The sequence below is a fragment of the Brevibacillus sp. NRRL NRS-603 genome (genome assembly GCF_003013445.1).
GTDB classification, from domain to species: Bacteria; Bacillota; Bacilli; order Brevibacillales; family Brevibacillaceae; genus Brevibacillus; species Brevibacillus formosus.
In genome coordinates this window covers 1,066,018-1,081,992 of the sequence record NZ_PXZN01000012.1, presented here as the reverse complement: position 1 = coordinate 1,081,992, position 15,975 = coordinate 1,066,018, and the positions used below count along the sequence as shown (strand labels likewise).

The following is a 15,975-nucleotide window of genomic DNA, read 5'->3' as shown; positions in this document are numbered from 1 at the left end:
ATTACCTTCGGTCAGTGTTTACCCACCAACACCGTGTTCATATTGTATAACGGTTCCTTTAGGGATTGCTGCTTGTCCACTCGTGACGCTGCTACACAGTCCCAAAACTAAAGCTATTGATAGCAAAATCGACCTCTTCATTTCGTACCGCCTCCATGATTCGCTTGTACTCCCTTGTTTGTTGATCTGTTGCATGTGATCGGAAAGCTTCGAATAGTGTAACGCAACGTATGAATCCACTGTCATTCTTCATGATAATTGATAAAACCAGACAGCGTAAAGTATCCTCCATTCCGCTCACGTACTGGTCATTGTTAAGTCGATACATAGCTAGCTCATATCGAAAACGAAAATAACGATCCGTCTGGATGAGGTTATCATAATCATTAAAATCATTGATCTGATTTGAAAATTGTTTGAGAATCCCATCCACTAAAAATCCATGCCTATTGGCCGATTCCATTATGGCTATTAGGCCAGAAAGGATCTCTTTTGGGTGATCCATAAGGAAACGAGTGTAAATTGGCAGAACATCGATGTCACCAGGAGGACATCTAACGTATAGCGATTAGCCGTTGCCCAGAGTCGAAACTTTTCTACCTCCATCTGTCCGGTTTCATCCAACAGTTCAAACCCACTCAGATCAGCGTAACCAGAGATATATTCCTTCGCTTCTTCATACAATCCTTGCTTTTCCAAGGCAGCACTCTTCAAAAGGAATCCCTGACCGTAGTATACAACTAAATGCCGCTCAGTCATCAGCGGAAGGATTTTTCTGTTGATATTTCGCCCGCGCAACTGATCCTGATAAACAGCAGTTGCCAACTCTCTTAGCTCATCTGCATAACGCTCTACCTCTTTCCATTTGTGAAGCGAAAAGCATACATTAGCAAGCTGTAATAGAGCATCCAATTGATAGTTTTCAGGCAGTCTCTTTCGATATGGATCAAATTGTATGACAGCCCCCCAATTTTTCTCGGAATCGGTACCTTGTAGAGCTCGAAATAATCGATACTGTGCGATGACGAAGCGCTCATTGTGACTGTTTTTATCCGTATCAATGACGAGCTGATAAAAATGAACCGATTCCTTACGTTTCCCTTTGGTAAAGAGTTGCTCAGCTACCTGAAAGAGAATGGACGTGTTTTTCTGATTGTCCAGTACCTTGTAGACAATCGAATCAATACAATCCCGCCGACCAATTTCCGCGCATCGAACCAGATAGGGGACAACCCTTGATCGCGATACTCTTCCTTCTACAAAACACTCGGCCTCGTACAATTCATACAGCCAGCCTTGAGATTGCTCAAACGCATGAGCGAGTGCATCCAAGTGACCAATTGTCATTGCCCGTGGTGGAATTCGATTTAAGAGGTCGCTTAATACTCCCTGATTAATACCTGTCATCTCGCTAAGTCTAGTCAGTGTGTAACCACGATCTTTCAGATGACGTTCAATCTCTGATCGTAATGATCGTTGAACTGTCTTGCCTTGCCCCATATTACATCTACTCCTCCTTAACACAAGAAAACACTAAACCTCCTATATTTTACAGAAGGTAGGAGTTGATGTGAATATTTGGCAAAAGCAACTGTCATCCTGCAAGATTTGTTCATTGTACTGGCATGTCTGGATCACAATTCCCGTTCCTTACATAAAAAACAAAGACCAACATAGAAAATATCGCCGGTCTTTGACTCATAATCAGCTATTAATTGGGCTCTAACACAAAGTAATAGGGTTTGGAGAGAAGATTGTGCAAATGATCACGTACTTCCACGTTAGGCAATCGGTTTAATGTTTCGCTAATTTCTTGTTTCATGTCGGCGTACTGGCTCTCATATTGCTCTTCCGGGTGTTTCTCCTCTTGAATGACTCTGGCTAAACGCTTTGCTATCTCAAATAGCTCTTGATTGATCTCACCGTAACCAGGTTCATTAGCGTTTGCCAAATATCCGCGCATTTCTGCCAAGCGCGACAGGGTATCACGCCAGTTCCATGCTTGAATATTCTTTTCTCTTGTTTGAGAGCATATCTCAACAAACGGATTTTTCGATAACAAATCCTCTAATGTACCCCATGCATCTGGTCGCAGAGATTCTTCGAGTTTTTGCAGACAGTACGCATCAGGGGAGAGTAACTCTACCACTTCGCGAAACGCTGGAATCGAGTTTCGTCGATAGCTTTTGATTCCCCACAAGCTATGTACCTGCAACGCCGTAGCAAATGACTTGCAGTGAGTATCGAGCTCTGCTAATCGTTCCTCATCTAGCTTATGACTAGAAAGAATCCTCGCCTTTACCCCATTATCGGGGATGTTTTCATTAGCTTCGCCTAATTGCATACTTCTTTTGATGTAAGTGCGAACCGTGTCTTTTGGTATGGAGTTATTCTCTTGAGCACCAAGAATTCTAAAGCGATAAGAGATAAATTCCTCGAAACCTTTATTACTTCCAAATCCATCATCGATGGCATGCAAATCCGGTTGGACTTCTATCATTTCAGTGAGCACCTGCTCCTCAAGTCCGTAAATGCATGCCTCGATATGTGTCCAGTAGCTTCTGCATTCGTCTTCGCTCCCCAGCACACGTTGATAGACGTCATGGAAGAAGAGGATGTGAGCAATTTCGTGGAAGTAATTTTGAAAAGGAAACTTGATGTGAGTTCCCTCCAAATACGTTCCTGCATTTTGATAGATCCGTCCATGCTCTGGTCGGAATAACGTGGGTAGCGTCGAGTGCAAATCTAAGTATAATCCAATCCCTTCATTGTAACTATGTGCCCAAACAGCTAAATAGGTTGGGCTTAACAACAAAGCGATGGAGTGATTGGTAATTTGAACAGGCAAGTTGAAATAGCCGCCGTTTATTTGAGGCTGTAAGCTTAGCCAGGTCATCCCAACTGCTAGAGCCTGATATAACGAGAATTCACCTTCCGCTGAGGCATCTCTACAATAACGTTGAAATTGGCGAATAGTGCTCACAATTTCATGATTCTTAAAACCGTAATTACCCTCGAACCGCTCAAGTCCCTCAATGAAATCCTCTGTTGATACCGTTAAAAATACGTTAATTCCATCCACCCAAAGATCGGAACCGATCTCTGATTCTAGCCATGCGTCTGCGTCCTCGGCAAGCTCTCTCAACTGATGATATCTTTCCAACAAATGCGCTTGATTCATAAATGGCACCATCCTGTCATGTTTGCTTACTGCCTCGAAAGCGAGAACTTTATACAAAAAATTCAAGAGCACACGAGGTGCTCTTGAACAATCAATTACATTTTACACACAAGTGTCAAAATTGGATGGAGGAGCAATTTCATTTCTTGAACGTTTTGATTGTTAGAAAGTTGTGCTTTCACTACCTTTTTCATGGGCAATCCCGTCCTTCCTAGCTTTTATCATTTTATGGAAATCATGCATGCTTTTTGACTCACTTACAAGCAAACATCAACAACTACGCGCCATTTCAACGATTTCATTTCTTGCACTTGTTTGTTCTTGTTTACTGCTACTTTCACGACTTTTTTCATGAGTTTACACCTCCTTTCCAAAAGAAGATGGAACTTTATGTGGCTTATCTCAACAATAGGCTGTATTGTAATTATAAGGAAAATTGTTAATTGATTTCAAGTTAAGAAAAATAAATATTTTCTGAAATATTATATAAGTGATGTGCCCAGGGAAGGTACTTCCAGATGCGATAATAGGGTGCTTGTAGTAAACTGTATCAGGGATGTAAGTTTGGTTTCCGACAACTTGGAGTGTCTTTCTCCTCGGAGCGGTATATTGAACTATCGTGTGTTTGAAAAGAATGTTTATTTGGAGTATAGTATCAGAATGAATAAATGAGAGTTGGATAAGCAGCCGCCTGAATGAACAGTTATGATTGAGAGATAGAGAACAATTAGGAGGATTATTGTGTCACAGAAAGCGCCAGTTTCTTTTGTAGTTACGATCGGATTCATGTTATTTGCTCTGTTTTTTGGAGCGGGTAATTTAATTTTTCCGCCAATGCTTGGCCAATTAGCAGGAACAAATGTATGGATAGCCAATGCAGGTTTTTTGGTTACAGGGGTTGGGTTGCCTTTGCTAGCGATCACAGCCTTTGTTTATTCGGGAAAAGACGACTTGCGCTCCTTAGCCAGTCGCGTGCATCCCGTATTCGGAATGGTATTCACGATTGTTCTGTATCTAGCAATCGGTCCGTTTTTTGCGATACCCAGATCCGGCAATGTATCGTTTGATATAGGGGTAAAGCCTTTCCTATCAGAACAGGCAGGTTCGGCACCGCTGATTCTATTTACCATCCTGTTTTTTGCAATTGCCTGCTTCTTATCGCTCAATCCTATGAAAATTATCCATGTAGTCGGAAAAATCTTAACTCCAATTAAATTAACATTTATCGGAATTATTGCGATAACGGCTATTATTTATCCAATTGGAGCCCTTCAAGCCCCGCAAGCAGATTACACATCCCATGTATTTTTCAAGGGTTTTCAAGAAGGGTATTTAACATTGGATGCGCTTGTAGCTTTTGTTTTTGGAATGATCATCGTGAATGCGATTAAAGAAAAAGGAGTTACTGCCAGAAAACAAGTTTTGGCTACATGCGCAAAAGCAACAATGATAGCCGGTTTACTCCTCGCACTTTTCTATACCGCACTTTCTTTTATGGGTGCCTCTAGCGTAGAAAAGTTGGGCCACTTAGAAAATGGCGCTGAGGTTTTGGCGAAAGTCTCCAATTACTACTTTGGTTCTTATGGTGCCATATTATTGGGATTAATGATTACAGTGGCATGTTTGACTACTAGTGTAGGGCTTATTACAGCCTGCTCTTCCTTTTTTCATGCATTGTTTCCGAAGATCTCTTACAAAAAATTTGCGGTTATTTTGTCTGTTTTCAGTACACTCGTTGCCAATATTGGATTAACGCAGCTCATTAAGGTCTCTGTTCCGATCTTAATGACCATGTACCCGATTGCGATCTCGTTACTCTTCTTGACGTTTCTGCACGAAGCATTCAACGGCAGACCAGAAGTGTATCAAGGAAGTTTACTTTTCACTTTTCTGATTAGTCTGTTTGATGGCTTGAAGGCTGCTGGAGTCGAAATTAGTTTTGTCCAGCACTATTTTGCTCAGTACCTTCCACTGTATGACGTAGGCTTGGGCTGGCTCCTGCCTTCTCTAATAGGTGGGGTATGCGGATACACGATCAGTGTATTCCGGAAGAGTATGTACCACGTTCAAAAACAAAAGGAGGCATGAAAATAACTTTCCATATAGACACATGCTATTTAGGAAATGCTTTACGAACCCGTCCCTTGACATATAGGAGACGGGTTTTGTTTATAAGTCAATCTGCATCAAGTAACGGATGAAAAAAAGGTGGCCTTTTATGTCTCTAGGACAAGGTCGGCTGCTTAAACTTTCTTGTATACTTGAAATGAATATTATCAAGTGTTAGACTATTTTTTATTTATTGCATAATATTTATCATGCAAAATAAAAGGGGGCATCCAATGCCTGTCTTACAAAAAAGAGCAAACCGCCCGAAAAGGATTAGCCTTGTGACACTTTTAACAGGACTAGTCTCTCTATCCGTTATCCTGACTGTCACCATTCTCCTCATCTCATTCTATCAATCCAAAAAACAGGCACTGATTAACACAACTTTGACCTTAAATCATACGAGTGCAATCAAAATGAGTCATACTCTAGATGCTTTGATTAAATCCATGCGCAGTAGCTTACAGTATTCGGCGAGCATCTTTTCCAATCGGAACGAGATGAATGCGGATGAGGTATATTCCAAGCTTGAGTTGATTCGTCGTACAAACAACTATTTTAATTCGCTTACCGTGGTAGATGAAACCGGGCTTGTTCGAAGTGTGTCTCCCGGATCTATTGGTACAGTAGGAAGCTATGTTAAAACGAAAACGGGGAAAATGGCATTGGCTTTAAAAAAGCCGTACATTTCCAAACCTTACGTAACATCAAGTACGAAGCGACTCATTGTATTGATGAGCGAACCCATATTTGATAAAGACGGAATCTACCGGGGGGTTATTGGGGGAACGATTTATCTTCATGAAGATAACATTTTGAATACGATCTTTGGAAGTAATCCAACAGACGAACTAGGTTCCTCTTTTTACATCGTAGGATCTGATGGTCATTTGTTGTTCCACCGTGATCCAAACCGGATCGGAGAGGATATCAGTGCCAATCCAGCCGTACGCAAGCTGATCCAAGGGAAAAGTGGCTATGAACAGATTGTCAACTTGAGGGGACAGACGGTATTAGCCGCGTACGTAAAGGTTCCAGCGAATGACTGGGGTGTCGTTGTCGTGTCACCTATCAGTGTTGTGCAAGAACAATTAAATCGTGATATTCAATCCGTTTTGTTGTATATGTTGCCTCCCTTTCTATTATTAATGCTAGTTGTGATCGGGCTTGCCCGCAAAGTAGCGAAACCTTTCGTATCCCTGGCCAATCTTGTGAGTAAGGCAGGTAGAGAAGAGGTGGAACTCTTAGAGGGTAGCCAGCATTGGAATCGGGAGGCGGAGCTGTTATCCCGTGCCATTCGTTTTGCATTAAGCAAAATTAAAAAGCAGAGAGAGCAATTGGCCCATGATGCTCGAACAGATCCTTTGACAGGGCTAACGAACCGAAGAATGCTCGAGGAAACTATGCAAAAATGGATAGCGGAGCAAATCCCCTTTTCTATGATTATGATGGATCTTGATCGATTTAAAGCCATTAATGACACATATGGCCATCAGGCTGGGGATGAAGTGTTGAGGCATTTTGCGAAAATCATTACTTCCTCACTTCGGCCCGATGATATCAGCTGTCGCTTTGGCGGTGAAGAATTTGTTGTCCTCGTTTATCACGCTGGTTTGGAGGAGGCCTATCAGGTGGCCGAGCGAATACGTTGTGCCTTAGAAACAAGTACAAACCCAATCGGGCAGCCGCTAACCGTGTCACAAGGCATTGCGCACTATCCTACTCATGCTGTTTCACCTGAAGATCTGCTGCATGTAGCTGACGAGGCCATGTACAAGGCGAAGAGATCGGGCAGGAACCAAACCATGATAGCGGAAGCGGAGTAATCTATGTTAGGAGCTAAGAGGCGAGAGAAAGAGGCGAGAGATCGCCTCTTTCTTCTTGAAAAAAATTCACCATGTCAGGTGCTAAAAAGTAAATTCGTAGATATATTATCTCGTTTTTTACATATGCATGTAACAAATGGATAAATAAGTAAATTTTTATCCAAAAATGTGAAGCACATGATTCTTGTATCTCACTTTGAAAGAGGGGGATTGACATGGAGAATGTTGTCACATGGGAACAGTATGAGAGGGCACAACGCTTGCATCCCGCCAATTATTACGACGCAGTATTCAATGCTTTTATCAGGCCGCGGTGGATTAGCGGGAGTCAGTTCTGGTACATCCGTGAAATACGTCTGGAAAAGGGTACTGGGAGGCAATATGTGATCGTGGATGCTGAACAGAATACGAGTCAGCCAGCATTCGATCACGAACGGCTAGCTGTCTGTTTGTCAGGTAGTGTAGGCAAAAGGTATGAGGCAGAAACATTGCCGCTTGGGGAACTTATGTTTACCGGGGGTGGATCGGCATTCCAGTTTGAGGTTGGCGGTACTGTTTGGAGCTGTGATTTACAGGAATACAACTGCAAGCCCTTACATCACTTTAAAAAGCCGCCGATAGATGAACTGCCGTCTCCAGATGGAAAATGGGTGGCGTTCGTATATGATCACAACTTGTATGTTCGATCACTCGAAACCGGAAGGCGTATAAGGCTTACCTATGACGGCAAGCCTTACTATGATTACGGAACCCAACCTGAATGTAGGCTCTCGACCGTTGCGGAGCGATTGAATGATCGCAAGCTTCCTCCAGTGGTGATTTGGTCACCCGATTCGAAGATGCTGCTGACCCATCGGCTTGACCAAAGAAAGGTGCGTGAAATGCATCTGGTCCAATCAGTTCCTAAAGGGGAAGAAGTTAGACCGGTACTGCACTCGTACCGTTACCCACTGGTTGGCGATCAACACGTACCGTTGGCAGAGCTGGTCATCTGTGATCTGGAAAGGCGAACCACAGTCTGGATTGAAAGCGAGCCTTTACTGGCATGTCCAGTCTCGCCCCTCTCTCCGGGGATGCAAATGGCCGGATGGTCATCCGACAGTAAACAGATCTATATCGCCCGGATGTCCCGTGATGCCCGTTCTGTCGATTTTTCTGTAGCGGATCCTTGCTCCGGTGAGGTTTGCACGCTACTACGGGAACAAAGCGATACGTTTTTAAACCAAGACTTGCATAATCTCGGATCGTCCAATCCGAATATTCGATTAATGGCCGATGGTTCGTTCATCTGGCACTCAGAGCGTGATGGATGGAGCCACCTCTACTATTGCGATGGCAAAACGGGTGAAATTCGCAATCCGATCACATCGGGTTCCTGGACAGTACGCAGGCTGATGGCAGTGGACGAGCAGCAGGGATGGGTGTATATCACTGGAGGGGGGCTTGAGGAAGGGCGCGATCCTTATTATCAACACCTGTATCGCGTTCGCCTGGATGGAACCGGTTTGTCGTTGTTGACGCCAGAAGATGCTGAGCATAATGTTGTGTTTTCTCCCAATATGAAGTATTTCGTCGATACGTTTTCGCGCGTTGATTTGCCGCCTGTTTCTGTTCTCCGCTCAGTAGATGGCAGCCTGATTCGCGAATTGGAGTACGCTGATGTGGAAATGCTGCTCGAGATGGGGTATCAATTTCCAGAAAGGATTACTGTCAAAGCACGAGACGGTGTGACCGATCTTTATGGGGTGATGCTGCGTCCATTCCCGTTTGACCCTTCACGCAAGTATCCGGTCGTCGATTACATTTACGGGGGACCACAAATCATCAATACGCCGAAAGCTTTCGCGCTCGATCCAGGCCGAAGCTATGACCCGCTGGGTGGTGGACAGTCATTGGCGCAGTTAGGGTTTATCGTATTGATCCTAGATGGAATGGGAACACCTTATCGTTCTAAAGCGTTCCATGACATCTCAAACGGAAAATTGGAGGAAGCAGGAGGTTTGCTTGACCATGTGATTGCAATAAAGGAATTGGCAGAGCGCTACCCGTATGTGGATGTTGATCGGGTAGGCATTTGGGGATCATCAGGGGGAGGCTACGCTTCGACAAGGGCCCTGCTCTCATATCCTGAGTTTTACAAGGCTGCTGTTTCCGCGTCTGGGAATCATGATCAACGGCTGTATATAGCAGCATGGGCAGAACGCTATCAAGGTTTGTATGATCCTGATTTATATAGGGATCAAGACAATGCCCGTCTGGCAGCCAATCTGGCAGGAAAACTCTTACTGGTGAGTGGCGATATGGATGATAATGTGCATCCTTCCCAAACGATTCGGATGGCGAATGCATTGATTAAAGCGGATAAAGATTTTGACATGTTGATTTTGCCCAACCGACATCACGGATTTTCTTTGGAACCGTACTTTATCCGCAGAAAATGGGATTATTTTGTACGGCACTTGATGAGAGCAGAACCTCCATGGGGGAATCAAACAGCCTACAAAAATGCCAGTGATAAAGAGCCGATAGAGAAGTAGCGCGAGAGGAATGAAAACGGAGAAATGCGAAGAGGAGCCCTAAGAAGAGCTCCTCTTTTCATCTACCAGCCTCTTTGAGGAGGGTTCTGGATTTGATTCGTTTCTTGATCGATGGTGCGGGCCATTTCTTTGATTTTAGCCAATCCATCATCAATTTGGCGCTTATTCGCTGCAATGCGATTCGCTAACGCAATTAATTGGGTAGATTGTGGTGGGTAGGGTGCATTTGCCAGTGTAAGCAGCTCTTGTTGAGCGCCGTCCAGGTTAATCGCTGCATTGGCTACCATATCCACTGCAAAGGAAATTTTGTCAGCAAGATGGTCAACCTTATTTGCCACATGATTCGTATGCTGATTGCCCCAACCGTTCGAATTGTTTATGTACGACATTCGATCACCTACTTTTGAACTTTGTCAGTGATGCTATCGATTTCTTTTACTTTTTGTGCAATTTTATCCGTATGTCCATCGATGGCGTCTGTCAGCTTGTCAACGTCCTTCACGTTCTTTTGAACCTCTGCCAGGTTGTTCAACGTATTTTTCACTTTACCCGTAATACCATCTGCAATGGTACCAACAAGCACCTTGATGTGATCAGGAGCATTTTGACCAACCTGAGCAACGAGACTTTCGATCAGTGGCTGAATTTCACCCAGCGTTGTTTGTGCATTGATCAGCTCACGAGAGCAAGAATTCAATTCGTTGTCAATTTTATCGGAGTCGCGGTCAATTTCTGCCTGGATATCTTTAATATCTCCCAGTACCTTGTCGATTTGATTTCCGAGCTCGCGGACTGTTCCTTTCCCCATAAACATGTACATGCACCCCTCAAGAAATATTATTAGTAACTCTTAAGAAATAAGAGCGCTACCCGTAGTGGTGGAGGCAGAAAACCTAGTGGAATTCTGTCCTGAAAATTAACACTTGTCGGAAAAATCCCTCAAAAAATGGTTCCCTGTATTACTTTAACATTATATGAAAAGGAGGACTACCCTTCAATTATACATATAAACCACTTTTTTCAATCGTTATTTGGTCCTGTCTACAACTAGGAGTAGAGTCCCTACTTTTCCCAAGGAAAAAGCCACCTGTTAAAGGTGGCTTCTGTGTTCTGGCGCTATTTTACCTCGCGAAAACTTGCACTGACCTTTTGCAGTTCTTGCTTGAGGGACTCAAACCTTTTCTCTTCTGTCCAAGCCATGATTTGATGAAAATGGGTAGGCGTTTCGACCAATGTCACAATATAAGCGACCTTAATGCCGTCTATTTCGCCTTTAGCATTGAATTGGATGGCCACCTGGTTGTCGACTACAGTACGAATCTGTTTATCGACGGATACATTCTCTACTGCATCTTGAAGGTTTGCTTCAATCGCTTGCGTATAATCTTGAAGCGTGAATGAACTATCTAGATCCTCTTTCGATTCTGACAGTACCAATACATACTTTTCGCTAAAGCGATTGGAGATTTCTATATCTGCTTCATCGTGAAGGGATGAATCCTTGCCCCAATCGGAAGGGGCTGTTATTTGAATCTTTTTATCCTTGCTATAGAAGATTTCTTCGGTAGGCGTTCTTGATGCGAGATTGACTATCCCAAAAATCATGCCAATGATGGATAAAACGGCTACGATGGAGAAGACGACAGCGAGTACGGTTGTTTGCTTTTTGCTGACGTTGTTCAAATCCTTCACTTTGACGACGTATGTATTCGCTGCTAGATCGCCTAACCGTTGTCTTTTGTCGGAAGCCAACACACTGATACCGGCTGGCAACCCGCCCAGAAGAAATGCATTCGCTTCGAATAGACGAATGAGGGAACGGATAAAGGATTTCCATAACCCCGGTGGCTGTCCTTCTGCATTGACAGCAATGATGCGGAAGGTAAATTTTCCGATCGTATATCCGGTAAGGCCCTCTAACAGTACATAATAAGAACATAGGATAATTGCTGCTAGGATGAAGAAATAGAGAGCGTTGGCGACGTTATTAATGGAGCCCCCAAATGAAAACACTCCGATTAGAAAAAAAGTGAGTAGAATATGATCAAGAACATGGGCTCCCCATCTCGTAAAAAAAATTGTCGCCCTGTCGTACGATTTCGATAAATCTCCCATGTTTTTTGGTGGCTCCTGCTGGGCAAGAGGAGAAAACTCTGTCGGTACTGTTGATGATGGTGGTTGTTGCTCCAATTTTGTGCACCTCCTGAAGAAATGTAAACATGTTACATTTAACCATTTTAAAAATTGTATTGTCAATTGTAGACGATTAGAATGGAAAAAGATGAGTAAGGCGCGGCTATCCCATTCAGGGGAGAGGAGAATCGCATATGGAAATCCACCAAATACCCGAGCAATTGCCATTGATCAAACATTCCAAAGACCTCTGGAGCTCTTTTGCGTACAGCAAATGTAAGGATGCATACGGTTATGACAAAAACGGGCTGAAAAGATACGCGCTGATCGTTCAGCTTCAATACGATCAGACTGTGACAGAAGCCGACAAGGAGCTCCTGCACTATTTGATGAGCCAAGAGATTGAGATGCATAAGTCCCATCCGTATCAAGGATTTCATGAATCCATGGACATCGTGGCTTATTTGTTGGCGAAGTGTAAGGATGTTACCCATATTCCACTGTTTGAGCGGGCAAAATTAAGCAATTTTGATACCTACTATGGCTTTGATACTGAGTATATCTTGTCGGCGGGGATTGAAGAGGCGATCACGTATATCGAAGAGAACGATCTGTGCCGAATCAGCTCTTTCTTTCAGGGGAAGAAAGAGGAGCTGGAAACGATGTATACGGCTGAACATATGGAGCGATGGTTTCAATCCAAGGCCAGGAATTATCCTGCCAATCTCGAGGATGAATCCTTGATTACGTTAATGGACAGAGCAAGCGATTTCGGTAACATGGCAGAAGCCAGAAAATTACTGGAGAAGCTAGAGGAGCAGCTGGGCTCTGACAAAAAGAATTATTCTCTGCTGTATCATCAGGCAAAACAATTGGAAGAGTACGACAAGGCACTTCACTATCTCACACAAGATCTCCCGGACCAGGAAGATTCGTTTGACAAAGTATTTCTTTGGTTAAAAATAGCCGAAATCCATTTTCTCAAGCAGGATTGGGTCCAGGCTTTTGCGAGCGTCAAGCAGTGCGAACCAGAGCTCAAACTCTTTTCTTCCTGGAGAAGTGCCGGTTTGGGCAGAAGCTTGAGCGAGACCTTGTTAGATATCTGCTTGAAGGCAAAAGATAGTAACGAGGTTTTGGCTAGAGAAGCGTACCTCTGGGCTGATCAGATGTTGAAATCGACAAACAACTACAGCAGTAATGTTTTGAGAAAGGCGCACCAGTGTGCCAAGGTGCTGCAACGCAAACAGGATAAAAGGCTGTACAGCAAAAAAGTCGCGATAGAAGCCAGACGAATCAACAGAATGGTTAGATGACTTAAAGTAAACCCGACATTTAAATGGTCGGGTTTTTCCCTGTTTAGATGCAACGTTCATAAAAAAAATACCCACGCAGGGACCACTTTGCTGTATCTTTAATCTGAGCATTATTTCCTATCTTTATATGAATTTTTTCCCCCGTTAGCCAACCTCATTGGGCTTCAGGTCATCGATAGCAAGGCTACTTTCCATGTTTCCTTCATGTATGTCACTTTACTTCTAGGCAGGAGATGCGTATGGATTTATTAACGTACAGTCCACTTATCGCAACCAAGCTTCATGTTCCGAAGTATGGTTCGGACTTGTTGCTTCGGCATCAAATATTGAAAGAAATCGATGACGCGGGCGCTGCAAGATTGATTCTCGTGTGTGCGCCAGCAGGTTTCGGTAAAACGACAGCAGTCAGTCAATGGACGCAAAATTCCGGCAAGCCGACCGGTTGGATCTCCCTGGATGAATCAGATAATGATCCCGTGCGCTTTTGGCGATATTTTGCCAGAGCAATTAATATGGCACAGGAAGGCTTGGGCAAAGAATCTTCCTCGGTGCTTCACCCACAGTACACGGCTTCTGCTGAGCAGTTGATGTCTGTGCTGCTCGAAGAAATTGCAGGGTTTGAACGTGATTTTTATCTCGTATTGGACGATTATCATCTCATAAAGGAGCCTTCTATTCATGAAGGACTTCAGACGCTGATCCAGCATGCTTCCTCCTATATGCATGTCGTCCTGATTACGCGGGAGGAGCCTCCTTTTGCCCTACACCGTCTACGCGTTCGGAAACAGTTGAAGCAACTGGGCTCAGACACTCTTCGGTTCAATGAGGAGGAGTGCCGGCGCTTATTTCGCGAGCAACTGGGTCTGAGTCTGTCAGAACAAGCCATTGGCTTGCTAAGCAAGCGAACGGAGGGATGGGTGGCCGGTTTGCAATTAGCAGCATTGTCTATGCAAGGAAAGCCCGAAGCATCTAAGGTCATACAACAATTTTCCGGTAGCGACAAGTATGTTGGGGAATATTTGACAGAAGAAGTATTGAAACGACTTCCAGAAAAGGTGCAGATGTTTTTGCTGAAAACGTCCATACTGCCGCGTCTGACAGGCGATCTATGCGCAGCTGTTACCGGAGAGCCGGACGCTCACGACATCCTCCGCATGCTGGAGCGAACGAATTCATTTGTCATCGCGCTGGATGGCGTAAATGAGTGGTATCGTTATCACCATTTGTTCGCAGAACTTCTGCTTTCCCATGTAAGGAAAACATATAACGAACTGCTTCCTGCCCTACATATCTCTGCAAGCTGTTGGTTTGAAAGTCACGGGTGGATCATGGAGGCGACTGAGCATGCGTTTCTCGGAAAAGATTGGAACCGGGCGAGCCGTTTGATCGTCGCACATGCGCCGTGGATGTTGAAACAGTACGAAAATATTACACTGCGCAGATGGATGAGATACTTTGATAATTCTTGGTTGGAAAGCAACCCCGAGCTGTGCATTGCTTTTGCCTGGCTGCATGCTGTGTCCAACGAAATTGATCAGGCGGAAATCCTCCTTCAATTGGCTGACGAAGCAACACGGATCAATCATGGGAGCTTTGACGACTGCCGCGTAGAAATGTGTGTGCTTCGGGGATATATCGAAGTGATGCGGGGAAATGTAGACCTTTCCCTCAAATATATGGAAGAATCCGTTCACATGAAGCCAAAATTCAGCCGCTACTTCATCGTCGGCATTGAACTGAATTCGGATGAGCCATATGTCCTGCGCAGTCGTGTGGCCTTGAGCGGGTATTTGTCCAACGTGAATGATTACTATCCAAAACTGAGGGCGATCTGGAAGCACAGTGGTCTTGGCATATTGGCCTACGGTTCTATCGTTTTGGGCGAGCTTTATTATGAGCAAAATGATTTTGAGCAGTTGAAATATTTCGTACCGCGCGGAATTCAGTTAGGCACTATCTCTCTGAACTTCGGCGTATTGGTCCCAGTGTATTTGACCTTGGCTCGATGGAGAAAAGCAGAGCATCGTAGCCAGGAGATGTGGCTAGCCATGGAGGAAATTACCTCGCTATGCCGTCAGCACGATGCCCCTCCCCATTGGATGGCTTTTGTAGAAACATTCCGCGTCCGATTGTGGATCGAAGAAAATCGGCGGGAAGAAATCGAAAAATGGGCCGAGCCTTACACCAAAATGAATGTAGATATTGTCGCTTCTCGGCATGAATTTGAGCGAATGACGTTGGCCCGGGTATACCTCTATTTAAAAAACGACAGTGCAGCCATCATGCTGCTAACCAGTCTAAAGCACGAGGCGGAAATAAAGGATAGGCTCGGGAGTCGGATTGAAGCCTTTCTTCTGCTCAGCCAAGCTTACATGATCCAAAAACAGCATCATGAAGCGATGGAGTGCATGCGCATGGCGGTGACGTTAGCGGCGCCAGAAGGCTATGTACGCACTTTTTTGGATGAAGGCCCTGGTGTAGCCAAAATGCTCTATTCGCTCTATAAAAGCAAAAACGTGTCCAAGCAAGAGATGGCTTATCTTTCGATGCTGCTCAAAAGCGTGGAGAAGGAATTTCCTACTCTTGATATTCAAATCCGAGTATCCCCTTCCTTGGAAAAATTGACGGAAAGAGAGTCAGAAGTGCTGGCACTGATTGGTGAAGGGTTATCCAATTCTGAAATTGCGGACAAGCTGCATCTCACACTGGGGACGGTAAAAGGGCATGTGCATCAAATTTTTAGCAAGCTCCAGGTGAAAAATCGTGCACAAGCAATCGTCAGATTAAGGGAAAGTGAGATTGACCATTAGAATCTCCCGCCTTATACAGGGCCACTGAAAACATGCAAAGCGAGCCTCTAGAGTCGATTCTAAGGC

The 15,975-nt window shown here is 44.3% G+C and carries 9 protein-coding genes and 1 pseudogene; 5 read left to right on the top strand and 5 right to left on the bottom strand.

What is annotated here, in order from left to right; genetic code table 11:
• Window positions 1-91 precede the first annotated feature (91 nt).
• Window positions 92-1,500, bottom strand: a pseudogene (locus tag C7R94_RS11785) (helix-turn-helix domain-containing protein).
• Window positions 1,501-1,711: 211 nt separating this feature from the next.
• Complete coding sequence (locus tag C7R94_RS11780) at window positions 1,712-3,181, bottom strand: hypothetical protein (protein ID WP_233220523.1); 1,470 nt, start codon at window positions 3,179-3,181, stop codon at window positions 1,712-1,714.
• Window positions 3,182-3,922: 741 nt separating this feature from the next.
• On the opposite strand from C7R94_RS11780, the gene brnQ reads away from it, so the two are divergent.
• The 3 genes from brnQ (at window position 3,923) to C7R94_RS11765 (ending at window position 9,653) form a co-directional block, all read left to right on the top strand.
• On the top strand, window positions 3,923-5,269 hold the full coding sequence (brnQ, locus tag C7R94_RS11775) for a branched-chain amino acid transport system II carrier protein (RefSeq protein ID WP_106781171.1): 1,347 nt from the start codon (window positions 3,923-3,925) through the stop codon (window positions 5,267-5,269).
• Between the two features lie 254 nt (window positions 5,270-5,523).
• Entirely contained in the window at window positions 5,524-7,116 is a 1,593-nt protein-coding gene (locus tag C7R94_RS11770; protein WP_106781169.1) for a sensor domain-containing diguanylate cyclase, read from the top strand.
• A 215-nt stretch (window positions 7,117-7,331) separates the two neighbouring features.
• Window positions 7,332-9,653 (top strand): S9 family peptidase, encoded by a 2,322-nt coding sequence (locus tag C7R94_RS11765; protein ID WP_106781166.1) that lies wholly within the window; start codon window positions 7,332-7,334, stop codon window positions 9,651-9,653.
• A gap of 62 nt (window positions 9,654-9,715) precedes the next feature.
• Here C7R94_RS11765 and C7R94_RS11760 read toward each other — a convergent pair whose 3' ends face one another.
• The 3 genes from C7R94_RS11760 to C7R94_RS11750 all read right to left on the bottom strand — a co-directional run bounded on the left by C7R94_RS11760 (window position 9,716) and on the right by C7R94_RS11750 (window position 11,843).
• A complete protein-coding gene (locus tag C7R94_RS11760) occupies window positions 9,716-10,042 on the bottom strand; it encodes a hypothetical protein (protein ID WP_047069661.1) in 327 nt (108 codons plus the stop codon).
• A gap of 8 nt (window positions 10,043-10,050) precedes the next feature.
• Window positions 10,051-10,467, bottom strand: coding sequence for a hypothetical protein (locus C7R94_RS11755; RefSeq protein WP_233220522.1), 417 nt, complete (start codon window positions 10,465-10,467; stop codon window positions 10,051-10,053).
• A 302-nt stretch (window positions 10,468-10,769) separates the two neighbouring features.
• Window positions 10,770-11,843, bottom strand: a complete 1,074-nt coding sequence (locus tag C7R94_RS11750; protein ID WP_106781164.1) for an RDD family protein — start codon at window positions 11,841-11,843, stop codon at window positions 10,770-10,772.
• A 137-nt stretch (window positions 11,844-11,980) separates the two neighbouring features.
• On the opposite strand from C7R94_RS11750, the gene C7R94_RS11745 reads away from it, so the two are divergent.
• Window positions 11,981-13,099: a hypothetical protein gene (locus C7R94_RS11745; RefSeq protein WP_106781162.1), complete on the top strand. Its 1,119-nt coding sequence runs from the start codon at window positions 11,981-11,983 to the stop codon at window positions 13,097-13,099.
• Window positions 13,100-13,338: 239 nt separating this feature from the next.
• Window positions 13,339-15,909 carry a winged helix-turn-helix domain-containing protein gene (locus tag C7R94_RS30910; RefSeq protein ID WP_106781159.1) on the top strand — a complete coding sequence of 857 codons (2,571 nt, stop codon included), beginning with the start codon at window positions 13,339-13,341 and terminating at the stop codon, window positions 15,907-15,909.
• Window positions 15,910-15,975 lie beyond the last annotated feature (66 nt).

Excerpts from the sequence above, each read along its gene's own strand:
- C7R94_RS11765 (WP_106781166.1), top strand. The coding sequence starts at position 7,332 with ATGGAGAATGTTGTCACATGGGAACAGTATGAGAGGGCACAACGCTTG.
- C7R94_RS11770 (WP_106781169.1), top strand. The coding sequence starts at position 5,524 with ATGCCTGTCTTACAAAAAAGAGCAAACCGCCCGAAAAGGATTAGCCTT.
- C7R94_RS11745 (WP_106781162.1), top strand. The coding sequence starts at position 11,981 with ATGGAAATCCACCAAATACCCGAGCAATTGCCATTGATCAAACATTCC.
- C7R94_RS11755 (WP_233220522.1), bottom strand. The coding sequence starts at position 10,467 with ATGTTTATGGGGAAAGGAACAGTCCGCGAGCTCGGAAATCAAATCGAC.
- C7R94_RS11780 (WP_233220523.1), bottom strand. The coding sequence starts at position 3,181 with ATGAATCAAGCGCATTTGTTGGAAAGATATCATCAGTTGAGAGAGCTT.
- C7R94_RS30910 (WP_106781159.1), top strand. The coding sequence starts at position 13,339 with ATGGATTTATTAACGTACAGTCCACTTATCGCAACCAAGCTTCATGTT.
- C7R94_RS11760 (WP_047069661.1), bottom strand. The coding sequence starts at position 10,042 with ATGTCGTACATAAACAATTCGAACGGTTGGGGCAATCAGCATACGAAT.